Origin of the sequence: Micromonospora eburnea, from assembly GCF_900090225.1 — a bacterium.
GTDB lineage: Bacteria > Actinomycetota > Actinomycetes > Mycobacteriales > Micromonosporaceae > Micromonospora > Micromonospora eburnea.
Genome location: NZ_FMHY01000002.1, coordinates 1,508,333 through 1,530,674, shown reverse-complemented (window position 1 = coordinate 1,530,674; position 22,342 = coordinate 1,508,333). Strand labels below are relative to the sequence as shown.

Here is a 22,342-nt window from a genome sequence, read left to right as displayed (position 1 = left end):
TCATGCCGCCTCCTCCCCGTGTTCGGCGGCGGCCATCCGGAGCCGGACGGAGTCGGCCACGTGCCGGTCCACGGCCAGCACCTCGACCAGCGCACGCGGCTCGACGTCGGACTCGTCACCGTCGACGCCGAGGCTGATCTCCAGCCGGTCACCCACCTCGGGCACCCGGCCCAGCTCCCGCATGACCAGCCCGGAGAGGGTGTCGTACTCGGGGGCCTCGGGCAGCGCGATGCCGGTGCTGTCGGCGACCTCGTCGATCCGCCAGCGGGCGGGCACCACCCAGGAACCGTCCTCCTGCCGCGCCGGGGCCCGCTCGGGCGGGTCGTCCTCGTCCCGGATCGGCCCGACCAGTTCCTCGGCGATGTCCTCCAGCGTGATCACGCCGGCGAAGCCGCCGTACTCGTCAACCACGCAGGCGAGCTGCCGGTGCCCGACCCGGAGCCGGTCCAGCACCGTCGGCAACGGCAGCGTCTCCGGCACCAGCAGCGGCGGTACGGCCACCGCCGCGACCCGGGTGGTGGCCCGCTCGGCGGGTGGCACCCCGAGCACGTCGGCGATGCCGACCACACCGACCAGGTCGTCGACCCCCTCGGCGCCCCGGACGGGGAACCGGGAGTGGCCGGTGTCGAGCAGTTCGACGACCCGGCTGACCGGTTCGTCGGCCCGTACGGTGTGCACGTCGACCCGGGGGACCATGGCCTCCCCGGCGGTCAGCTCGCGGAAGTCGAGGCCCCGGTCGAGTAGGTCGGACATCGTGGCGTCGAGGTGCCCCTCCTCCCGGGACTCGGCGATGATCTGTTCCAGGTCCTTCGGGGTGGCACCGCTGGGCAACTCCTCGATCGGCTCGATGCCGACCCGACGCAGCAGCCGGACGGCGGCCCGGTCGAAGAGGGTGATCAACGGCCCGGCGATCCGCAGGTAGCCGAGGGTGGACCGGGCCAACGCCCGAGCGATGGGCTCGGCGCGGGCGATGGCCAGGTTCTTCGGGGCCAACTCGCCCAGCACCATCTGCACCACGGTGGCGATGATCAGGGCGAGGGCCACCGACAGCGGCAGCGCGACGCCGGAGGAGACCCCGGCGACGCCGAGCAGGTCGGCCAGCCCGGCGCCCAGGTACGGCTCGGCGGCGTAACCGACCAGCAGCGCGGTCACGGTGATGCCGAGCTGGGCGCCGGAGAGCATGAACGAGAGCCGGCCGGTCACCTCCAGGGCCCGGGCTGCGGCCCGGTCGCCCCCGTCGGCGAGCTGCTTGAGCTTGCCCCGGTCCACGGCGACGTAACCGAACTCCTGGGCCACGAAGTAGCCGGTGGCGGCGGTGAGCACGATGATGAGAACGAGACCGACGAGGATCAGCACGGGAGGTTCAGGGCTCCCGGGGTCGTCGGGGTGAGGGGTTGCCGGGCCGGACCCGGCTGGCTACTGCTGCCCTCCTGGGCAGAAGAGTCGATCATGCGGCCATTCTATCGGCGTTGGCTGGACGTCCGCTGAGGGTGCCGGGAAGCCTCCCCGCCGTCCGGTTCACCGCCCGGCCAACTCGTCGACTTCCAGCAGGTCGCGGTCGATGCGCCCGGACCGGTAGGCGGCCCGGCCGATCATCTGGGCCGCGACCGGAGCGGTGGCCAGCTGGAAGATCGCCACCAACGCGATCATGCCCAGGTCCGCGGGCGTACGCAGGCGCAGCGCCAGCCCGACCAGGAGCACCAGCACGCCCAGCACCTGCGGCTTGGTGGCCGCGTGCATCCGGCCCAGCGCGTCGGGGAAACGCAGCACGCCGATCCCGGCGGCCAGGGCGAGCAGCGCCCCGGCCAGCAGGCAGGCCGCGCCCAGCCAGTCGGCGAGGAGGCTCATTGGGTCTCCTCGCGTACGGCGAAGCGGACCAGGGAGACCGATCCGACGAAGCCGAGCAGGGAGAGCACCACCAGCACGGGCAGCGTGGTGGCGTGCCGGTTGACCGCCGCCTCCGCGCCGACCGCGCTGAGCATGGTGGCGAGCAGCAGGTCGGCGGCGACGACGCGGTCGAGCAGCGACGGCCCCCGGTAGATACGGGTCAGGGCGAGCAGCGCGGTGACCGAGAGGAGCACGGTCAGCGCGACGGCGAGGACGGTGGTCACGTGGAATTCCTCCTGTCGGGTTCGACGCCGAGCTGGCGTACCTCTTCGGGGGAGCCGATGGCGCGGACGATGCGCCGTTCGGCGGTGAGGACGCGGTTGCGGCTGTCGGTCAGGTCCTCGGGGCGAAGGACCTCTAGGACATGCACGTAGAGAACGCCCAGGTCGCGGTCCACATCGAGGATCAGGGTGCCGGGGACCAGGGAGATCAGCTCGGCGGTGAGGGCCAGGTTGAGGTCGGTGCGGATCCGCAGCGGCACCGCGATGACCGCGCCGCGCGGCCGGTAGCCGGGACGGACCGCGATGGCCGCGACGTGCACGCTGGCGCTGACCAGCTCCCGGACGAAGGTGACCGCGAGGACCAGCAACGCGCCGGCGCGGAGCCGGCCGCCGAAGGTGACCGGCGGGAGCGGAAAGAAGATCAGCACGGCGGCGCCGACGACGAGTCCGCCGACCAGGTTGCCCCAGGAGAGATCGCCCCACAGCAGCAGCCAGACCACCACCAGCCAGCCGAGCGCCACGGCCTGGTCCCGCCACCGCCCGCCCCGCCCGACGATGGCGGGCGGGCGGGGCTCCGGCGGCGGTCCGTCGCCGACCGGGCGGCCGGGCAGGTCGCCGGTCACGGCGCGCCCGCCGGCAGGACGGCCCGCACGTACGGGGTGCGGTCACGCAGGTCGGTGGCGGCGTCCACGCTGACCCGGAACAGCGGCCCGGCGACCAGGGTCAGCGCCACGCCGAGCGCCACCAGGGCGGTGGTGGCGCCGACCATCAGCCCGGGCAGCCGTACGGCGGGGTGCGGGGTGGCCTGCTGGGGCGCCCGCCAGAACGCGAGGCTCCACACCCGGGAGGCGGTGTAGAGGGTCAGCAGGCTGGTCAGTGTCCCGGCGGCGACCAGTACGGCAGGCAGCACCCCGCCGGCCGCCACGCCGGCCTGGAGCAGACCGAGCTTGCCGAGGAATCCGGAGAACGGCGGGATGCCGGCCAGGTTCATCGCCGGCACGAAGAAGAGCACGGCGAGCATCGGGGCGAGCCGGGACAGCCCGCCCAGCCGCCGCAGGTCGGTGCTGCCGGCCCGCTCCTCGACCAGGCCCGCGACCAGGAAGAGGGTGGTCTGGATGGTGATGTGGTGGACCACGTAGAAGATCGCCCCGGCCAGGCCGGCGACGCTGCCCAACCCCACCCCGAAGATCATGTAGCCGATGTGGCTGACCAGGGTGAAGGAGAAGAGCCGCTTCATGTCGGACTGGGCGACCGCGCCGAGGATGCCGACCAGCATGGTCAGCCCGGCCACCACCAGGAGCAGGCCGGCGACCTGCCCGCCGGGGAAGAGCAGGGTCTCGGTGCGGATGATCGCGTACACGCCGACCTTGGTGAGCAGGCCGGCGAAGACCGCGGTGACCGGGGCGGGCGCGGTCGGGTAGCTGTCCGGCAGCCAGGCCGAGACCGGGAAGACCGCCGCCTTGATGGCGAAGGCGAGCAGCAGCATGAGCTGCAACCCCAGGCGTACGCCGCCCGGCAGGGCGTCCAGCCGGCCGGCGAGCTGGGCCATGTTCAGGGTGCCGGTGGCCGCGTACACCAGGCCCAGCCCGGTCAGGAAGATCATCGAGGAGAGGACGTTGACCACCACGTACGTCGGGCCGGTGCGGATCCGGGTCTCGGTGCCGCCGAGCGTGATCAGCACGAAGCTCGCGGACAGCAGGATCTCGAAGCCGACGTACAGGTTGAACAGGTCACCGGCCAGGAAGGCGTTGGTCACGCCGGCGGTGAGCACCAGATAGGTGGGGTGGAAGATGCTCACCGGCGTGCGCTCGCCGACCTCCCACCGGCCCTGGCCGACCGAGTAGACCAGCACGCAGAGGGTCACCGCGGAGGAGACCACCAGCAGCAGCGCCGCCAACTGGTCGGCGATCAGCACGATGCCGACCGGCGCGGGCCAGCCGCCCACCTGGACCACCACCGGCCCGTGCCGGTACGCCTCGACCAGCAGCAGCACCGCGACGAGCAGGGTGGCGGAGAGGCCGAGCACACTGATCGAGCGCTGCAACCTGGGCCGGTTGCCCAGGACCAGGGTCAGCGCGGCACCGAGCAGCGGCACCACCACCGGCAACGGCACCAGCGCCGAGGCCGTCACGGTTGCTCCCCGCGGCGGCGGAGCCGGCGCAGCTCCGGCTCCGGGTCCACCTGCTCCGGGTCCTCGTCCGGCCCCTCACCGCCGAGGTCCGCCGCGGACACCTCGTTGCGCTCGGCGAGCCGGGCGATCTGCCGGTCCTCCAGGTCGTCCTGCACCTCGTCGTCGCCGCTGAGATACCAACTCCGGTAGGCGACGGCGAGCAGGAACGCGGTCAGCCCGAAGGTGATCACCACTGCGGTGAGCACCATGGCCTGTGGCAGCGCGTCGCTCATCCGGTCCGCCGGCCCGGTGCCGACCAGCGGCGCGCCACCGGGCCGGCCACCGACCAGGATCAGCAGGTTCACCCCGTTGCCCAGCAGGATGACGCCGAGCAGGATGCGGGACAGGCTCCGCTCCAGCAGGAGCGTGACGCCGGTGGCGACGAGCACCCCGACGGCGATCACCAGGACCAGGCTCGGCTGCCTCACCCCCGTTCCCCCTCCCGCTCGACGGCGAGTCCCCGGGCCGGCTCGCCGGCCGCCTCGACGTGCCGGTCCACCTCGGCGCCGAGGCTGCGCAGGACGTCCAGCACCAGCCCGACCACGATCAGATAGACGCCGACGTCGAAGAAGACCGACGTGACCAGGTGGAAGTGGCCGACCAGGGGGAGCCACAGGGACACCTGCACGCTCTGCAGCACGGCGCCGGTGGTCAGCAGCCCGACCACGCCGCTGCCGACCGAGAGCGCCAGCCCGGCGCCGAGCACCGTGCCGGCCCCGACCGGGACGGCCTCGGCCAGCTCGTAGCGGCCACCGGCCAGGTAGCGGACCGCCAGGGCGAGGCTGGCGACCAGCCCGCCGGCGAACCCGCCCCCGGGAGCGTTGTGCCCGGAGACGAGGAGGAACAGCGAGAAGATCACCACGGTGTGGAAGATCAGCCGGGTGACCACCTCGAAGACGATCGAGCGGCGGTGCTTCTGCAGGGTGCTCCCGCCGCGCAGCCACACGGTGCGCCGGTCCTGCGACGGGTGCAGGCGGCGTGGGCGGGGGCCGGTGCGGGACCGCTCGTAGATCAGGCTGGCCACCCCGGTCGCGGCCGCCACCAGCACCGAGATCTCACCCATGGTGTCCCAGGCCCGGATGTCGACCAGGGTCACGTTGACCACGTTGCGGCCGTGGCCCTCGGATAACGCCAGGTCGGGGAAGGCCAGCGAGATCGACGGGGCACGCCGGGCACCGGTCGCGACGATGGCGAGCCCGGCCAGCACCAGTCCGACCGCGATCCCGATCCCCCGGCGTACCCAGCGGCTGCGACGCAGCGGACGGGCCGAGAAGCGGTCCGGCAGCCGGCGCAGCACCAGCACGAACACCGCGATGGTGGCCGTCTCCACCAGGAACTGGGTGAGCGCCAGGTCGGGTGCGCCGTAGAGCACGAACATCATCGCCGTGCCGTAGCCGGTCACCCCGACCAACAGCATCGCGGTGAGCCGGCGCCGGGCACCGACCGCGAGCACCGCCGCCCCCACGATCACCACGCAGACCACGACCTGCGCCGGGGTGTCCCAGGCGACGACGCTGGTCTGCCAGGGCCGGCTGGTCAGCATCGCCGTGCCGGGCGCCAGGACCAGCACGAGCAGCATGGTGCCGAGGTACTGCGGCAGGGCGCCGCGCTGGGTGGTGCCGGTGACCTTGATGGCGAACCGGTCGAACTGGTGGGTCACCCACTCGTACCCCTGGTTGCCGCTGACCGGGGCGCGCAGCCTGGCCAGCGCCGGGGCGAGCGGGCCACGGACCAGGTGCAACGCCACGCCGCCGGTGATCGCGGCGGCGGAGAGGCCCAGCGCCACGGTCGGTCCGTGCCAGAGCGCCAGGCCCTCCTCGACCGGGCCGAGCAGCTCGGCGTACGGGCGGAGCAGGCCGCCGAGCCAGCCGGCGGCCAGGCCGGCGGCGAGCCCGGCCACGGCGAGCAGGGCCGCGGGTGCGAGCATCACGGCCGGCGGCGGCTCGACGTCGGTGGCGGCTACTCCCGGCCGGGTGGCGAAGGCACCCCACACGAAGCGGATGCTGTACGCCACGGTCAGCGCGCTGCCCACCACGATCACCGCCAGCACGAGCGGCTGCCCGGTGAACGCGGCGAGGTCCGCCTCCTTGGCGACGAAGCCGAGCAACGGCGGCACCCCGGCCATCGAGGCGGCGGCGAGCGCGGCGACCACGGCGAGCCCGGGCGCGGTCCGCCACACGCCGGACAGGTCGCGCAGGTCCCGGCTGCCGGCGCTGTGGTCAAGGATGCCGACGACGAGGAAGAGCGCCGCCTTGAACAGCGCGTGCGCCAGCAGCATCGCGATGCCGGCGAGGGCCGCCTGCGAGGTGCCCGCGCCGAGCACGATGGTCAGCAGGCCGAGCTGGCTCACCGTCCCGTACGCCAGCAGCAGCTTGAGGTCGGTCTGCCGGAGCGCCGCCCAGCCCCCGATGACCAGGCTGACCGACCCGGCGACCACGGTGACCGGCCGCCACGGGCCGGCCGGGGCGAGCGCCGGGGCGAGCAGCGCGATCAGGAAGACGCCGGCCTTCACCATCGCCGCCGCGTGCAGGTACGCGCTGACCGGCGTCGGCGCCGCCATCGCCACCGGCAGCCAAGAGTTGAACGGGAACACCGCCGACTTGGTGAGCGCCCCGGCCAGGATCAGCAGCACGGCAGCGACGAGGTACCCGCCACCCGGCGGCGGCACGGCGGTGATCAGGGACCAGCGGTAGCCGCCGGCGTGGTGGCCGAGCAGGAGGAAGCCGACCAGCATGGCCAGCCCGCCGAGCGTGGTGAGCATCAGCGACTGGGCGGCGGCCAGCCGGCTGGACCGCCGTTCCGTGCTGTGCCCGATCAGCAGGTAGGAGAAGACCGTGGTCAGCTCCCAGAAGACGTAGAGCAGCAGCAGGTCGTCGGAGACGACCAGGCCGAGCATCGCCCCGGCGAAGGCGACCATGACGGCCGCGAACCGGGCCAGCCCGGCCGAGCCGGCGTGGAAGTAGCGGGCGGAGTAGACCAGCACCAGCGCGCCGACGCCGCCGACCAGCAGCAGCATCAGCCAGGACAGGGTGGTGACCCGCAGCGCCACGTCGAGCCTGAGGTCCGGAATCCAGGGGTACGTCTCGACCACCGCACCACCGCCGCGAACCGCCCCGGTGTGGGCGACGGCCCAGCCGAACGTGGCGGCCGGAGCCAGCGCGAGCGGGTAGCAGGCCCGCGGTCCCCACCTTCGCACCAGCAGCGGCGCGAGCAGGGCCGCCACCAGGTGCAGGATCAGCAGGACGAGCACGCGGACTCCAGGTCGAGGTGGCAGCGCGCGTCGCCACGCCGCGCCACGACCGATCAGACGTCAGATCACCCGACCTGTGGGCAGGTTTGCGAAAATTGCCCCGCCGAGGGGCCCGTTGGGCGTATCCCCGGATGTCCGGCTGGCCATCAACTCTCACTGCGGCCCTGGCCGCCGGTGGCACCCCGCGCGGGCCGGCCGAGGAAGGTCCGGGCCGCCGCGCGGCGTCAGACGTGCCGAGCCGGAATGATCGCGGCCGGCTCGACTACCGGGCGCTCCCACGGGGCCTCCACCAGCAGGTCGGGGCGGCCGAGCTGACGGACGGCCTTGTTGACCACCCGCTGCGCGGCGGCGAGGGAGCGCACCGGCAGCAGCTTGCCCCGGCTCTCCCGACGCAGGACGAAGTAGTGCACGGCGGCGCGGACCAACCCGCGGTCGGCGGCGCTGGAGTGGGCGGTGGCGATGACCAACTCCCGCAGGCAGCGGGCCAGTTCCTCGGCGAGCTCCAGCTCGGGACCGTGCAGGCCGGCGCGCAGCGCGGCGAGATGGCTGTCGACCTTACGGATGAGCACGTCGGTCCCGGGCCCGGAGCCTCGCCCCTCGACGGTCATCCACGCCCTCCACCCACGCTGCGTTGCGAGTGAAGTTACTTTATGTTGTGCGGCACAAGCAAGCAGTTAAGTAAGACTTAATAGCTGCAACGCCTCATCCATGACGCAAGCCGCCCTACCCGGACAGAACAGCGTCCGGCACGGGCCGAATGTCACATCGCCGAGGCAGGATGGACGGCGTGGCGGACGAGGTGACCGGCGGGAACGCGTTGGCGGAGTTCGGCCCGGCGACCCGGGAGTGGTTCACCGCCGCCTTCGCGGCGCCCACCGCCGCCCAGGCCGGCGCGTGGCGGTCGGTCGCCGCCGGGCGCAACGCCCTGGTCGTCGCCCCGACCGGCTCCGGCAAGACGCTGGCCGCGTTCCTCTGGTCGCTGGACCAGCTGGCCAAGGCGCCCCCGCCGGCCGAGGCACGGCAGCGCTGCCGGGTGCTCTACGTCAGCCCGCTCAAGGCCCTCGCCGTCGACGTGGAGCGCAACCTGCGCGCCCCGCTCGCCGGCATCCGGCAGGCGGCCACCCGGCTCGGGCTCGCCCCGCCGGAGATCACCGTCGGCATGCGCACCGGCGACACGCCGGCCGACGAGCGACGGGCGTTCGCGCGCACCCCGCCGGACATCCTCATCACCACGCCGGAGTCGCTGTTCCTGCTGCTCACCTCCGCCGCCCGGGACTCGCTGCGCGGCGTACGGACGGTCATCGTCGACGAGGTGCACGCCGTCGCCGGCACCAAGCGCGGGGCCCACCTGGCGCTCTCCCTGGAGCGCCTCGACGCGCTGCTGGAGGCGCCCGCCCAGCGGATCGGCCTGTCCGCCACCGTACGCCCCGTCGACGGCTGCGCCCGGTTCCTCGGCGGCGCCCACCCGGTCGACGTGGTGCAGCCGGCCAGCGGCAAGACCATCGAGATCAGCGTCCAGGTGCCGGTGGAGGACATGACCCGCCTCGACGAGCAGGAGCCGCCGGAGGACGATCTCGGCGGCCCCGGCCCGCGCCGGGCGTCGATCTGGCCGGCCGTCGAGGAACGCGTCTTCGCGCTGATCCGGTCACACCGGTCGACCATCGTCTTCACCAACTCCCGGCGCAGCGCCGAGCGGCTCTGCGCGCGCCTCAACGAGCTGGCCGCCGAGGAACTGGAGTCGGCGGGCACCCCGGGCGGCGGTCGCGTGGCGCCGGGCGGCGGGCCGGTGGGCGTATCCGATCCGCCTGGGCGGGACGACGTCCCGGCGGCCGCCGACGGCGGGCCCGGGCGCGGAGCCGGCGCGTGGAGTGGCCCGGCGGGCTCGCCGCGGGCCCCCCGGCAGCCGGCCGAGGTGATGGCGCAGTCCGGGGCTGCGGTCGGCGCGGCGCCGGTGATCGCCCGCGCCCACCACGGCAGCGTCTCCCGGGAGGAGCGCAAGCACATCGAGGAGGCGCTGAAGGCCGGACAGCTCCCGGCCGTGGTCGCCACCTCCAGCCTGGAGCTGGGCATCGACATGGGCGCCGTCGACCTGGTGGTGCAGATCGAGGCCCCGCCGAGCGTCGCCGCCGGGCTGCAACGCGTCGGCCGGGCCGGGCACCAGGTGGGCGCGGTGTCCCGGGGCGTGGTCTTCCCCAAGCACCGCGGCGACCTGCTCTCCTGCACGGTGGTCGCCGAGCGGATGGCGCAGGGCGCGATCGAGGAGCTGCGCTACCCGCGCAACCCACTCGACGTGCTGGCCCAGCAGATCGTGGCGATGGTGGCCCTGGAGCCGTGGCGGCTCGGCGACCTGGCCGTGCTGGTCCGCCGGGCGGCGCCCTTCGCCGAGCTGCCCGACTCGGCCCTGCACGCGGTGCTCGACATGCTCTCCGGGCGCTACCCGTCGACCGCCTTCGCCGAGCTGCGGCCCCGGCTGGTCTGGGACCGGGCCACCGACCTGCTCACCGGCCGGCCCGGCGCGCAGCGGCTCGCGGTGACCAGCGGCGGCACCATCCCCGACCGGGGGCTGTTCGGCGTCTTCCTGGCCGGCGCGGAGCGCGCCGCCCGGGTGGGCGAGCTGGACGAGGAGATGGTCTACGAGTCCCGGGTCGGCGACGTCTTCCTGCTCGGCTCGTCGTCCTGGCGGATCGAGGAGATCACCCCCGACCGGGTGCTGGTCTCCCCCGCCCCGGGGCAGGCCGCCCGGATGCCGTTCTGGAAGGGCGACCAGCCCGGCCGCCCGGTCGAGTTGGGCCGGGCCATCGGCGCCCGGCTCAGGGCGCTGCTGCGGTCCGGCGACTCCGACGCCGTCGCCGCGCTGCGGGCCGGCGGGCTGGACGACTGGGCCGCCGGCAACCTGATGGCCTACCTGCGGGAGCAGCGGGAGGCCACCCGCGCCCTGCCCGACGACCGGACGGTGGTGGTCGAACGGTTCCGCGACGAGCTGGGCGACTGGCGGCTCGCCGTGCACTCGGTGCTCGGCGCCCGGGTCAACGGCCCGTGGGCGCTGGCCATCGGCCGCCGCCTCGCCGAGCGCTACGGGGTGGACGCCCAGGTGCTGCCCGCCGACGACGGCATCGTGGTACGGCTGCCGGACACCGCCGACTCCCCGCCCGGCGCCGATGTGGTGATCTTCGAGCCCGACGAGATCGCCCAGCTCGTCGAGGAGTCCGTCGGCACCTCGGCGCTCTTCGCGTCCCGGTTCCGGGAGTGCGCGGCCCGGTCGCTGCTGCTGCCCCGCCGCGACCCGCGTCGCCGGCAGCCGCTCTGGCAGCAGCGGCAGCGGGCCGCCCAGCTCCTCGACGTCGCCCGGGAGTACGCCGACTTCCCGGTCACCCTGGAGGCGGCCCGGGAGTGCCTTCAGGACGTCTTCGACCAGCCGGCGCTGGCCGAGCTGATGCGCGACCTGGCCGCCCGCAAGATCCGTCTCGTCGAGGTGGAGTCCGAGCGCCCGTCCCCGTTCGCCCGCTCGCTGCTGTTCGGTTACGTCGGCGCGTTCCTCTACGAGGGCGACGCGCCGCTGGCCGAACGCCGGGCCGCCGCGCTCGCCCTCGACTCCGGGCTGCTCGGCGAGCTGCTCGGCCGCGTCGACCTGCGGGAACTGCTCGACCCGGCGGTGCTCGCCGAGACCGAACGGCAACTGCGCTGGCGCACCGAGCAGCGCCGCCCCCGCGACGCCGAGGACGTGGTCGAGCTGCTCCGCGTCGTCGGCGACCTGAGCGACGCCGAGCTGGCCGACCGGGGCGTACCGGCCGGGTGGCTGGCCGAGCTGGCGGCGGCCCGCCGGGTGCTGCGGGTCCGGATCGCCGGCGAGGACCGCTGGGTGGGCGTGGAGGACGCGGCCCGGCTGCGCGACGCGCTCGGCGTGGCGCTGCCGGTCGGGGTGGCCGAGGCGTACCTGGCGCCGGTGGGCGATCCGCTCGGCGACCTGGTCGCCCGGTACGCGCGCACCCACGGCCCGTTCGCGGCGGCCACCTGCGCCGCCCGGTTCGGGCTCGGGGTGTTCGTGGTCGAGCAGGCGCTGCGCCGGCTCGCCGCCACCGGGCGGGTGGTCTCCGGCGAGTTCGCCCCGGACAGCGTCGGCACCCAGTGGTGCGACGCCGAGGTGCTGCGGCTGCTGCGCCGCCGTTCCCTCGCCGCGCTGCGCCGCGAGATCGAGCCGGTGCCGCCGCGGGCACTCGCCGCGTTCCTGCCCCGGTGGCAGCAGGTCGGCTCGCCGGCCCGGGGCGTGGAGGCGGTCGCCGCCACCGTCGAGCAGTTGCAGGGCGCGGCGGTGCCGGCGTCCGCGCTGGAACGGCTGGTGCTGCCCGCCCGGGTGGCCGACTACTCCCCCGCCCAGCTCGACGAGCTGTGCGCCAGCGGCGAGGTGGTCTGGGCCGGGTCCGGGGCCATCTCCGGCGGCGACGGCTGGATCACCCTGGCGTACGCCGACGTCGCGCCGCTGCTGCTCCCGCCGCCGGGCGAGGCGCTAGCGCTGACCCCGCTGCACGAGGCCGTGCTGGACGCGCTCGGCGACGGGCAGGCGCTCTTCTTCCGCCAGCTCTCCGATCGGGTCGGCTCGACCGACGACGCCGCGCTCGCGGTCGTGATCTGGGACCTGGTCTGGGCCGGGCACCTCACCAACGACACGCTCGCCCCGCTGCGGGCGGTGCTCGGCGGGGGCGGGGCGCACCGGTCCCGGCCGTCCGCGCCGCGCACCCGCTACCGCCGCCCGGGCCGGGTGGCGCTGCCCAGCCGGGGTGGCCCACCCACCGTGGCCGGGCGCTGGTCCCGGCTGCCCGAACGCGACCTCGACCCGACCCGCCGGGCCGCCGCCCTCGCCGACCTGCTGCTCGAACGGCACGGCGTGGTCACCCGGGGCGCGGTCCTGGCCGAGCAGGTCACCGGTGGCTTCGCCGCGGTCTACCCGGTGCTGTCCGCGCTGGAGGAGCGCGGGGCGGCCCGCCGGGGCTACTTCGTCGAAGGGCTCGGCGCGGCCCAGTTCGCGGTGCCCGGGGCGGTGGACCGGATCCGCGCCCTGGCCGACGACGCCCGTGGCCCGGGCGGGCCGGCCGTGGTGCTCGCCGCCACCGACCCGGCCAACCCGTACGGCGCGGCGCTGCCGTGGCCGGAGCGGGTCGTCGACTCGGGTGACGGCGGGGCCCCGGCCACCGGGCACCGGGCCGGACGCAGGGCCGGCGCGCTGATCGTGCTGGTCGGCGGCGACCTGGTGCTTTACGTGGAACGGGGCGGACGGACCCTGCTGTCGTTCACCGACGACGCCGACGCGCTCGCCGGGGCCGGCAAGGCGCTCGCGGACGCGGTGCACTCCGGCGCCCTCGGCGCGGTCTCGGTGGAGCGCGCCGACGGTGAGGCGGTGCACTCCTCCCCGCTGCGCGACGCCCTGACCGCCGCCGGCTTCCGGGCCACCCCGCGCGGCCTGCGCCTACGCGGCTGACCCCGCCACGTCCCGTCCCGTCCCGTCCCGTCCCGTCAAGATCGTGCTCCATTCAGGAACGAGTGGTGTCGGAAGGTGGACGAGACCACTACTTCCCCGATCGAGCGCAATCTTGCGAACCGCCGTCGTCGCGGCGGGCGCGAGGTGCCCGGGGAGGCGGTTCGTGGGCGATAGGGTGTGGCCGGCGGACGACGAGGGAGGCGGCCGGGTGGCCCCGATCCAGGTACGACCTGCGGAACCGCGCGACGAGGCCGACGTGGCGGTCCTGCACCACCGCGCGTGGGGCGGCCCGTACGTGGTGGTCCACGACACCCGCTACGACCTGCGGGAGCTGCCGACGCTGGTGGCGGTGGACGGCGCGGGCGAGTTCGCGGGGGCGCTGGTGTACCGGCTCGCCGCCGACGGGCTGGAGGTGGTCAGCCTCGCCGCGAGCAGCCCGGAACTCGGCGCCGGCAGCGCCCTGCTCGTCGCCGCGGAGGCGGTCGCGCGGGCCGCCGAGGTGGACCGGCTCTGGCTGGTCACCACCAACGACAACCTCTCGGCGCTGCGCTTCTATCAGCGCCGGGGGCTGCGAATCGTGGCGGTCGACGTGGGCGCGGTCGACCGGGCCCGACGGCTGAAGCCGACCATCCCGTACGTCGGCGAGGACGACATCCCGCTGCACGACGAGCTGCGGCTGGAACGCCGGTTGGAGCCGATGCCGCGACCGCGGTAACCGGTCCGGGGGCTCGCGACAGAAACGACGCCGCGCCCCCGGGGTGGCCCCCGGAGGCGCGGCAGGCGGCAACCAGCCGTCAGTTCGCCCGGATCAACTGGCCCACCAGGCCGTGCTGCTCGTCGTTCGGCCCGGAGCTGAACCAGAGCGTGCCCTCGCCGCCGGTCCGCTCGGTCCCCGGCAGCAGCGCCCACAGGCCGTCGATCGTGATGACGTCGCCGTCGTCGTCCCGCAGCAGGCCCTGGAACTCGTCCCCGTCGAACACGTTGATCTTGCCGTCGCCGAAGTTGCCCACCAGCAGGTCACCGGCGAACCTGCCGAAACTCTTCGGCGCGATGGCCATGCCCCACGGCGCGTTGAGCGTCCCCCTGCTGGCGACCCGGCACACCTGCCGGCCGAAGTCGCTGAAGAGGTCCACGAAGCCGAGACCCACGCCGGGCACGTCGTCGTGGGCCGCCGCGTCCTGCTTCGCGTAGCTGACGTAGACCTGCTCGCCGACCGCGAACACGTTGAACGGCGCGAAGCCCTCCGGCAGATCCCGGTCCTGGAAGCTGCGGTCCGAAAGGTCGACCTTGTCGAAGTCCTCGTCGAACACGTCGATCCGCGCGTTGTGGAAGTCGGCGGCGAGGAGGAAGTTGCCGGAGCGCGTACGCAGCAGGGCCGCTCCCTTGTAGACCGCGCCCTCCGCACCGTGGGCGACGGCGACTCCATTGGCACCGGCGTTCTGGTTCCACGCGATCACGTCGCCGCTCTCGGTGACGAAGATGAATCTGGCCGGCGCACCGCCACCCGCGTCCGGGACCGCGAAGCCCGCCGTGTCGTTGAACACCGCGCCGGTCGGCCCGCCGGGCACACTGACCGTGATGTTGACCTTGTCGACGCGCTCGCCGTCCACCCCGCCGCTGTAGACGGTGGCCGTGTCGGTGCCGTTGTTGGCCACCCACAACGGCGTGTCCGGCCCCAGGGCGAGGCCCCAGGTGTTGACCGCGTTCGGATCCACGAGCGCCGGTCTTCGGGAATCCTGCTTCAGCGCCTGGTCGGAGACCTGGTTGATCACGTCGAAGCGTGGCGTCCGGTGCCGCTCGTGACCGCCGTCGTGGGCCCACGCCGGACTACCGACGGCGGTGGCCGCGGCCACCGCTCCGATGGTCACCAGCCGGGCCATCTTCGTCGCCATGCTGCTCCTCTCGATCGACTGACAGGGACCCGCGTCCGCGAGACGGGTCGGGTGACCGTCGCGGGGGCAGGCGTGGGCGCCGGCGGCTCGGTGCGTGGGAGTTCCTGGAGCCCGCGGCCGTTCCGATTCGGCCGGGTCGCCCATAGCGACCCTTCCACGGCAATCCGGGGCTCGACGCCGACTTGATGAAAGATTGTCACATTTCACCCGGTGGGGACGCCCTGCCGACCAGCCGTCCTGCTGCCACCGGCCCGCCAGATAGCCTTCCCGCATGGCCCGGACCGCCTGGATCTCGTTGACCACCGACTACGGCCTCGCGGACGGGTTCGTGGCGGCCTGTCACGGCGTCCTCGCCCGGCTCGCCCCGACCGCCCGGGTGATCGACGTGACCCACCTGATCCCGCCGGCGGACGTCCGCCGGGGCGCGGCGGTGCTCGCGCAGACCGTGCCGTACCTGCCGGTGGGGGTGCACGTCGCGGTCGTCGATCCGGGTGTCGGCACCGCCCGACGGGGGATCGGCCTGGCCACCCCCGGCGGGTTGCTCGTCGGGCCGGACAACGGGCTGCTGCTGGACGCCGCCGAGTCCCTGGGCGGAATCACCGAAGCGGTGGAGCTGACCAACCCGGCGTGGCTGGCGCCGGCGGTCTCCCGCACCTTCCACGGTCGGGACGTGTTCGCGCCGGTCGCCGCCCGACTGGCGCTCGGCGCGCCGCTCGCCGAGGCCGGCCCGGCGGTGGAGCCGGCGGCGCTGGTCCGGCTGCCCGTGCCGGTGGTCCGCGCCGAGCCGGGCGGGTTCGCCGCCGAGGTGCTCACCGTCGACCACTTCGGCAACGTCCAGCTCGCCGCCCCCGCCGGCCTCCTCGACGGGCTGCCCGCGCGGGTCCGGGTGGCCGGGCCGGCCGACCGAGGAGACCAGCTCGGCGCGCCTGACAGCGTGCCGCCATCCCGGCCCCAGCTCGACGACTCCGGCACCGCACCGCGGCCCGAGGCCGCCACCGGAGCCGCGGCCCGACCCGAGGTCGGCGCTGGAGTCGGTGCAGTGCACGGGCGCACCTTCGGCGACGCCCCGGCCGGCGACCTGGTCGTGTACGCGGACTCCGCCGGCCTGGTCGCGCTGGCGGTGAACACCGGCCGGGCGGTCGACCTGCTCGGCGTACGCGCCGGGGACGTGGTGACGGTGACAGCGAGCTGAGCCGTACGGCCCGGTCCAGGCGAGGGAGGATGGACGGGTGCCCGAGGGTGACACCGTCTGGAACACCGCTCGCGTCCTGCAGCGGGCGCTGGCCGGTGCCCGGCTCACCGGTTCCGAATTCCGGGTGCCGCAGCTCGCCGCGACCGACCTGACCGGCTGGACCGTTCGGGAGTCGGCCAGCCGGGGCAAGCACCTGCTGCTCCGGCTCACCGCCCCGGACGGGCACGCCGACGGCCGGCGGGACTGGACCCTGCACTCGCACCTGCGGATGGACGGCGTCTGGCGGACGTACGCCCCGGGGGAACGGTGGTCGGCCCGGCCGGCGTACCTGATCCGGGTGGTGCTCCGCTCGCCCGGCGCGGTCGCGGTCGGCTACCACCTGCACGAGCTGGCCCTGATCCCGGCCGCCGAGGAGGAGGCGCTGGTCGGCCACCTCGGGCCGGACCTGCTCGGCCCGGGCTGGGACCCGGACGAGGCGGTCCGCCGGCTGGCCGCCCACCCGGACGAGACCATCGGCGAGGCGCTGCTGGACCAGCGCAACCTGGCCGGGGTGGGCAACTTCTACAAGTGCGAGGTGCTGTTCCTGCGCGGCGTCTCGCCGTGGGCGCCCGTCCGCGCGGTGCCCGACCTGGCCGGCACGGTCGCCCTGGCGCAGCGGCTGCTGGCCGCGAACCGGGGACGCTGGACGCAGAGCACCACCGGCTCGCTGCACCGGGGGCAGACCAGCTACGTGTACGGCCGACGAGCCCAGCCCTGCCGGCGCTGCGGCACCGCCATCCGCAAGGAGGAACTGGGCGAACGGGTCACCTACTGGTGCCCGACCTGCCAGCCGGACCGCTCGTGACCCGGGTGTTGCGGTTGCGGCAACCGGCGTCGGTACCGGGCACCTGGGCCTCGACCGCTGACGGCCCATGGTCCCCACGACGGCCTCCCGCACCGCCCGACGTCCGGTCCGCCCGCGTCCACTTTGTAGGCTGGGTGCTCGTCCGCCCGAGCCGCCCGCACACCGCGCCACGGACGCCTCCGCAGGCCGGCGCGAGCGTCCGGACACGGGGAGGGATGTCTTGCGGTTCACCAGCGGGGCCCGGCTCGGTGCGTACGCGCTGACCGCGGCGTTGACACTGAGCGGGTGCGGAGTTCTCGGCGGCACCGGCGGATCGGGTGACCGCCGCGCCTCGGTGGCGGCCGCTGCCGAGACCGTCGCGGACCTCGGTGCGGTCGTCGCCACCCGCGACGTCCAGATCACCAAGAGCAGGAACCTGTACTCGGTGCGGGTGGAGCTGTACGAACTGCGGCGCCGGGACGGGTTCGTCACGGTCAACGTCAGGATGACCCGCACCGACCAGGGCACGGGGAACAACGACTGGCAGGTCGGCGACACCTTCGAGGGCGACACCATCTCGCTCACCTTCGCCGGGGTGACCCTGGTGGACCGGAAGAACCGCAAGCGGTACCTGGTCGCGAGAGTGGACCCGAACACCACCCTGGACGGGAGGGACAGTCAGTATCTCGCCTCCTCGGGGCTCTCCAAGGTGTTCGTGAAGCCCGGCCAGTCCATCGCGCTGTACGCCACGTTCGGCGCCCCGCCGGACGACGTGACCGCCGTCGACGTGGTCATCCCCCAGGTGCCGGTGTTCGAGAATGTCCCGCTCGGCTGAGCGGGTGGCGGCGCTGACCGCCACCGCTCTCGTCCTCGGCGTGCTGCTCGTCGCGCCGGCCGCCACGGCGGGGACCGCCTCCCCGGCGCCCGGGCCGATTGTGGTGCCCGGGCCGAGCGTCGCCGCCGGCACGGAGGTGCTCCGCCCCGCGCTGGACATCACCGCCCCCGCGCTCGACATCCTCGTCCCGGTGGAGGACCTGACCGACCGGAGTATCACCGCCGAGTCCCCCTCCCGGGTCGAGTTGACGCTGGCCGCCGACGTGCTCTTCGCCTTCGGCAAGGCCGAGCTGACCCCGGCCGCCCGGGGCCGGCTGGCCGGGATCGCCGAGCAGCTGCGCGCCGAGGCCCGGGGCGACGTCCGGATCGAGGGCCACACCGACTCGGTCGGCGACGAGCAGAGCAACCTGGCGCTGTCCCGGCGGCGGGCGGAGGCGGTCCGGACCGAGCTGGCCCGGCTGCTCGGCACCGCGCCGGTCAGCTTCCAGGTGCAGGGCTTCGGCGAGGCGCGACCGGTGGCGCCGAACCAGGTGGACGGCCGGGACAACCCCGAGGGGCGGGCCCGGAACCGACGGGTGGAGATCCGTTTCGACCGGTGAGACCGGGCGTCGATCCGTGGAAGTTCCACGAACCGGCAAGATCCGCCCGAGATACGGACGATTGGGTACTTCCCTCCCCCGCCTCCGACGTCGCATGCTGCGATTGACCGCTCGCCGATCGTCAGCAGCGCGCACGCCCGACACGCCGGGGTGGCGGCGGACGCGCCTTGATCCCGGGGAGAGCCATGGCCCTGTTCCGCAGACTCCGGGCAGGCTGGGCGGACCGCGCCGTCCGGACCGACGAGGACCATGCGCCGACCGTGCCCGCCACCCGCGTCGCCGAGGAGGTGACCGGGCCGGGGCCGGCCAGCCTCGACCCGGCCGCCGTGCCGCGCTGCTTCGGCCCGGTCCCGAACTTCGCCGGCAGCCCGCTGCCCGTGCTCGACCGGGACGGCCGGCCGGTGCCCGGCACCGGCATCCGCAAGTTCGTGGACGCGCTGCCGCTGCCCGTCAGCTTCGACACCGCCAGCTCGCCGCGCCACGACCAGGAGCCGGCGTTCGGCAACGCCGGCTCGGCTGGCGGCCATGATTCGGCCTCCGCGCCGCCGGGCGGCACGCCGGACCGGATGAGGGCCGGTCCGAAGCAGCCGCTGGAGGCGTCGCCGGCCACCGCCGGGCTGGGCGCCCGGCTGCCGGTGGCGGTGCCGGACACCATCACCTGGCCGGGCTGCGACTACTACGAGATCGGGCTGCAGGAGTACGCCCAGCGCCTGCACCGGGACCTGCCGGCCACCCGGCTGCGCGGCTACCGCCAACTCAACCTGGGCACCGACCCGTCCGGGCACAACACGGTCAGTCCGCCCGACCGTCCCTGGCACCTCGGCCCGGTGATCATGGCCCGCCGCGGCCGGCCGGTCCGGATCAAGTTCATCAACCAGCTACCCACCGGCCGGGCCGGCGAACTCTTCCTGCCGGTCGACGAGACCGTCGACGGGGCCGGTACCGGGCCGCTGGGCGGGCCGGCGCCGTACCCGCAGAACCGGGCGGTGCCGCACCTGGCCGGGGCGCAGACGGCATGGATCAGCGCCGGCAACCCCTGGCAGTGGGTCACCCCGGCGGGCGAGATCACCCCGTATCCGGTCGGGGTGGGGGTGGTCCCGGTGCCGGACATGCCGCCGCCGGGCGCCGGCGCCACCACCCTCTACTTCCCGAACGACCAGAGCGGCCGGCTGATGTGGCTGCACGACAACACGCTCGGCCTGTCCCGGCTCACCGTCTACTCCGGGCAGCTCGCCCTCTATCTGCTCACCGACCCGGCCGAGGAACGGCTGGTCGACGACGGGGTGCTCCCCGCCGACCAGGTGCCGCTGGTGATCCAGGACAAGACCTTCGTGCCGGACGACGCCCAGCTCGCCGCGCAGGACCCGACCTGGGACCGGGACCGCTGGGGCGCCAAGGGCAGCCTCTGGCACCCGCACGTCTATCAGCCCCGGCAGAACCCGTACGGCGGCACCGGCACCAACCCGACCGGCCGCTGGGACTACGGGCCGTGGACGCACGACCCGGACGGCGGAGGCAGCCCGTGGGTCGCCCCGGTGCCGAACCCGCACCACGACCCGGTCGCCGAGCCGGACGAGCCGCCGCTGGCGCCCAACGTGCCGCACCCGTCGGCCGTCCCCGAGGCGTACGGGGACACGCCGCTGGTCAACGGGGTGGCGTATCCGTACCTGGAGGTGGCGCCGCGGGCGTACCGGTTCCGGATCCTCAACGCCTGCGCGGACCGCAGCCTCAACCTCCAGCTCTACCGGGCCGGCTCGGACGGGCCGATGTGGGCCGAGGACGGCAGCCTGGCCGACCCGGACGCCGGGGAGGTGCCGATGGTCGAGGCGGTACGGGCGGCCGGCCGGCCGGCGTGCTGGCCCACCGACGGGCGCGACGGCGGGGTGCCCGATCCCGCCGCAGCCGGCCCGGAGCTGATCCGGATCGGCAACGAGTCCGGGCTGTTGCCCGCCCCGGTGGTGCTGGCGAACCGGCCGATCGGCTACCGGTACGACCGGCAGGACCCGACCGTGCTCAACGTGGACGGGCACGCCCTGCTGCTCGCCCCCGGGGAGCGGGCCGACGTGGTGGTCGACTTCGCCACGGTCCCGCCGGGCAGCACCCTGATCCTCTACAACGACTGCCCCGCCCCGGTGCCCCGGTTCGACCCCCGGTACGACCACCACACCGGCGCCGCCGACCGCACCCCGACGGGCGGGCCGCCCGCCGCCCGGCCCGGCTACGGCCCGAACACCCGGACCCTGCTCCAGTTCCGGGTGGCGGGCGCCCCGGCGACGCCGTACGACCGGGCTCGGCTCGCCGCCCGCCTCCCGGCCGCGTACGCGGAGAGCCAGCGACCGCCGATCGTGCCGCAACCGGCGTACGACGCGGCCTTCGGCACCCGCACGGCCCGGGAGACGCTCGTCTCCGCCCCCGCCACGTCGGTCACCTTCACCCCGGCCGGCGCGGTCGCCCCGGTGACGCTGCCGCTGTTGGTGAAGTCGGTCGGGCAGGTCTTCGAGGCCCGGCACGGCCGGGCGGTGGGGCGCCTCGGCGTCGGCCACCCGAACGCCGGGCCGCTCGACTCGGCCACCCTGCCGCTCGGGCCGGTCGACCCGGCCACCGAGGTGCTGTACGCGACCGACCCCACCGCGCCGGTCGGCGGGCCGACCGACGGCACCCAGCTCTGGCGGATCGTCGGGGACGCCCCGCGTACCCACCCGGTGCACCTGGAGGGCTGCGACGTGCAGCTAATCAACCGGGTGGGCTGGGACGGCACGGTGCGCCCGCCGGACCCCGACGAGTTGGGCTGGAAGGAGACCGTCCGGGTCAACCCACGGGAGGACGTGATCGTGGCGCTGCGCCCGGTCCCACCCAGCCTCCCGTTCAAGATCGGCGACAGCGTACGGCTGCTCGACCCGACCCGGCCGGCCGGCGCCCGGCTCGACGGCAGCCCGGTCAGCCCGGCCGACGGGCGGCCGGCCACGGTGGCCAACCAGCTGGTGAACCTGGGCTGGGAGTACCGCTGGCAGACCCGCGCGGCGGGGCTACGCGACCAGGGCATGAGCCGGCCCCTGGTGCTGCGGGTCGCGCCCGCGGCCCCGACCGGGCTGACCGCCACCCCGGCGCCCGGCTCGGCCACCGCGCTACCGGCCATCACGCTGGCCTGGACCGGCAACGGCAGCCGCCCCCAGGCCACGAGTCACCTGCTGCAACGGGCCACCGATGCCGCCTTCACCAGCGGCGTCACCGAGCTCACCGTGGCCGCCACCGCCACCCGGTACACGGACGCGACGGTCACGCCCGGGGTCACCTACCACTACCGGATCCGGGCGGAGAACGCGGTGAGCTGCTCGGCCTGGTCGAACAGCGCCCCGGCCTCGGTGCAGCTCGCCTCGCCGCAGAAGCTGGTCGCGGCGGTGCCACCGGCCGCGCCGCTGCGGGTCGCGCTGCGCTGGGCCAACCGCTCGTTCGCCACCGGCGTGGACGTGCAGCGGGCCACCAACCCGACGTTCACCAGCGGGCCGGGCACCACCGCCATCGCGGTCGGCGACGCCCACGTCGATCCGGCGGTCGCCCCGGACACCACGTACTACTACCGGGTCCGCACCACCTACCTCGGGGCGGCGTCGGCCTGGTCGACGGTCGCCACGGTGACCACCCCGCCCCGACCCGGGCTGCCGACCGGGGTGAGCGCCACCGCGACCGCGACCGCACCGGACACCGCCACGGTGATCCTGAGCTGGTCCGCCAGCACGCCCGCCGGACCGGGCTCGGGGTTCGTGGTGCAGCGGGCCGCCGACCCGGCGTTCGTCGACGAGCTGACCACCTTCACCGTCACCGGCCGGGGGTTCACCAACACCGGGCTGGCCCGGGGCGTCACCTACCACTACCGGATCCGGTCGTTCAACGTCGTCGGCACTTCCGCCTGGACCGGCCCCGTCCCGGTCACCACCCCCGGCCAGCCCTCTTGATCAAGGAGTTTGCGTCAAGAATTCGCGCGATCCCGACGCGAACTCCTT

Annotated in this window: 16 protein-coding genes; 7 read left to right on the top strand and 9 right to left on the bottom strand. The window is 74.7% G+C overall.

From position 1 onward, the window contains the following. From GA0070604_RS07255 to GA0070604_RS07220, 8 genes are all read right to left on the bottom strand, one after another. On the bottom strand, positions 1-1,356 hold the full coding sequence (locus GA0070604_RS07255) for a hemolysin family protein (RefSeq protein ID WP_091116206.1): 1,356 nt from the start codon (positions 1,354-1,356) through the stop codon (positions 1-3). Positions 1,357-1,518: 162 nt separating this feature from the next. Then, positions 1,519-1,848 (bottom strand): monovalent cation/H(+) antiporter subunit G, encoded by a 330-nt coding sequence (gene mnhG / locus GA0070604_RS07250; RefSeq protein WP_091116203.1) that lies wholly within the window; start codon positions 1,846-1,848, stop codon positions 1,519-1,521. After that, positions 1,845-2,111: an MrpF/PhaF family protein gene (locus tag GA0070604_RS07245; RefSeq protein WP_091116200.1), complete on the bottom strand. Its 267-nt coding sequence runs from the start codon at positions 2,109-2,111 to the stop codon at positions 1,845-1,847. The genes mnhG and GA0070604_RS07245 overlap by 4 nt, the downstream gene beginning before the upstream one ends. Next, complete coding sequence (locus tag GA0070604_RS07240; protein WP_091116198.1) at positions 2,108-2,731, bottom strand: Na+/H+ antiporter subunit E; 624 nt, start codon at positions 2,729-2,731, stop codon at positions 2,108-2,110. The genes GA0070604_RS07245 and GA0070604_RS07240 overlap by 4 nt, the downstream gene beginning before the upstream one ends. Then, positions 2,728-4,239 (bottom strand): Na+/H+ antiporter subunit D, encoded by a 1,512-nt coding sequence (locus GA0070604_RS07235; protein ID WP_091116193.1) that lies wholly within the window; start codon positions 4,237-4,239, stop codon positions 2,728-2,730. The genes GA0070604_RS07240 and GA0070604_RS07235 overlap by 4 nt, the downstream gene beginning before the upstream one ends. Continuing rightward, positions 4,236-4,706, bottom strand: a complete 471-nt coding sequence (locus GA0070604_RS07230) for a Na(+)/H(+) antiporter subunit C (protein WP_091116189.1) — start codon at positions 4,704-4,706, stop codon at positions 4,236-4,238. The genes GA0070604_RS07235 and GA0070604_RS07230 overlap by 4 nt, the downstream gene beginning before the upstream one ends. After that, a complete protein-coding gene (locus GA0070604_RS07225) occupies positions 4,703-7,528 on the bottom strand; it encodes a Na+/H+ antiporter subunit A (protein ID WP_091116185.1) in 2,826 nt (941 codons plus the stop codon). The genes GA0070604_RS07230 and GA0070604_RS07225 overlap by 4 nt, the downstream gene beginning before the upstream one ends. A 224-nt stretch (positions 7,529-7,752) precedes the next feature. Then, the gene (locus GA0070604_RS07220; protein WP_091116183.1) at positions 7,753-8,136 is read right to left on the bottom strand and encodes a hypothetical protein; all 384 of its coding nucleotides are present in this window, start codon (positions 8,134-8,136) and stop codon (positions 7,753-7,755) included. A gap of 149 nt (positions 8,137-8,285) precedes the next feature. On the opposite strand from GA0070604_RS07220, the gene GA0070604_RS07215 reads away from it, so the two are divergent. Both GA0070604_RS07215 and GA0070604_RS07210 read left to right on the top strand, forming a co-directional pair. After that, a complete protein-coding gene (locus tag GA0070604_RS07215; RefSeq protein WP_377592741.1) occupies positions 8,286-13,001 on the top strand; it encodes an Lhr family helicase in 4,716 nt (1,571 codons plus the stop codon). Between the two features lie 163 nt (positions 13,002-13,164). After that, complete coding sequence (locus GA0070604_RS07210; protein ID WP_208601982.1) at positions 13,165-13,716, top strand: GNAT family N-acetyltransferase; 552 nt, start codon at positions 13,165-13,167, stop codon at positions 13,714-13,716. Between the two features lie 79 nt (positions 13,717-13,795). Here GA0070604_RS07210 and GA0070604_RS07205 read toward each other — a convergent pair whose 3' ends face one another. Beyond that, entirely contained in the window at positions 13,796-14,893 is a 1,098-nt protein-coding gene (locus GA0070604_RS07205; RefSeq protein WP_167363407.1) for a TIGR03118 family protein, read from the bottom strand. 271 nt (positions 14,894-15,164) lie between these two features. Between GA0070604_RS07205 and GA0070604_RS07200 the strand changes: the two genes are divergently transcribed. From GA0070604_RS07200 to GA0070604_RS07180, 5 genes are all read left to right on the top strand, one after another. Further along, positions 15,165-16,085, top strand: coding sequence for an SAM hydrolase/SAM-dependent halogenase family protein (locus GA0070604_RS07200; protein ID WP_091116172.1), 921 nt, complete (start codon positions 15,165-15,167; stop codon positions 16,083-16,085). A gap of 37 nt (positions 16,086-16,122) precedes the next feature. Beyond that, positions 16,123-16,929: a zinc finger domain-containing protein gene (locus GA0070604_RS07195; protein ID WP_091116170.1), complete on the top strand. Its 807-nt coding sequence runs from the start codon at positions 16,123-16,125 to the stop codon at positions 16,927-16,929. 220 nt (positions 16,930-17,149) lie between these two features. After that, a complete protein-coding gene (locus GA0070604_RS07190; RefSeq protein ID WP_091116166.1) occupies positions 17,150-17,743 on the top strand; it encodes a hypothetical protein in 594 nt (197 codons plus the stop codon). Continuing rightward, entirely contained in the window at positions 17,727-18,341 is a 615-nt protein-coding gene (locus GA0070604_RS07185; protein ID WP_091116163.1) for an OmpA family protein, read from the top strand. The genes GA0070604_RS07190 and GA0070604_RS07185 overlap by 17 nt, the downstream gene beginning before the upstream one ends. Positions 18,342-18,526: 185 nt before the next feature. Beyond that, positions 18,527-22,294 (top strand): multicopper oxidase domain-containing protein, encoded by a 3,768-nt coding sequence (locus tag GA0070604_RS07180; RefSeq protein WP_091116160.1) that lies wholly within the window; start codon positions 18,527-18,529, stop codon positions 22,292-22,294. The last annotated feature ends 48 nt before the right edge of the window (positions 22,295-22,342 follow it).

What these genes read in the sequence shown, in the direction of transcription:
- GA0070604_RS07200 (WP_091116172.1), top strand. Translation starts at nt 15,165, where the DNA reads ATGGCCCGGACCGCCTGGATCTCGTTGACCACCGACTACGGCCTCGCG.
- mnhG (WP_091116203.1), bottom strand. Translation starts at nt 1,848, where the DNA reads ATGAGCCTCCTCGCCGACTGGCTGGGCGCGGCCTGCCTGCTGGCCGGG.
- GA0070604_RS07185 (WP_091116163.1), top strand. Translation starts at nt 17,727, where the DNA reads ATGTCCCGCTCGGCTGAGCGGGTGGCGGCGCTGACCGCCACCGCTCTC.
- GA0070604_RS07215 (WP_377592741.1), top strand. Translation starts at nt 8,286, where the DNA reads ATGTCACATCGCCGAGGCAGGATGGACGGCGTGGCGGACGAGGTGACC.
- GA0070604_RS07220 (WP_091116183.1), bottom strand. Translation starts at nt 8,136, where the DNA reads ATGACCGTCGAGGGGCGAGGCTCCGGGCCCGGGACCGACGTGCTCATC.
- GA0070604_RS07205 (WP_167363407.1), bottom strand. Translation starts at nt 14,893, where the DNA reads ATGGCGACGAAGATGGCCCGGCTGGTGACCATCGGAGCGGTGGCCGCG.
- GA0070604_RS07180 (WP_091116160.1), top strand. Translation starts at nt 18,527, where the DNA reads ATGGCCCTGTTCCGCAGACTCCGGGCAGGCTGGGCGGACCGCGCCGTC.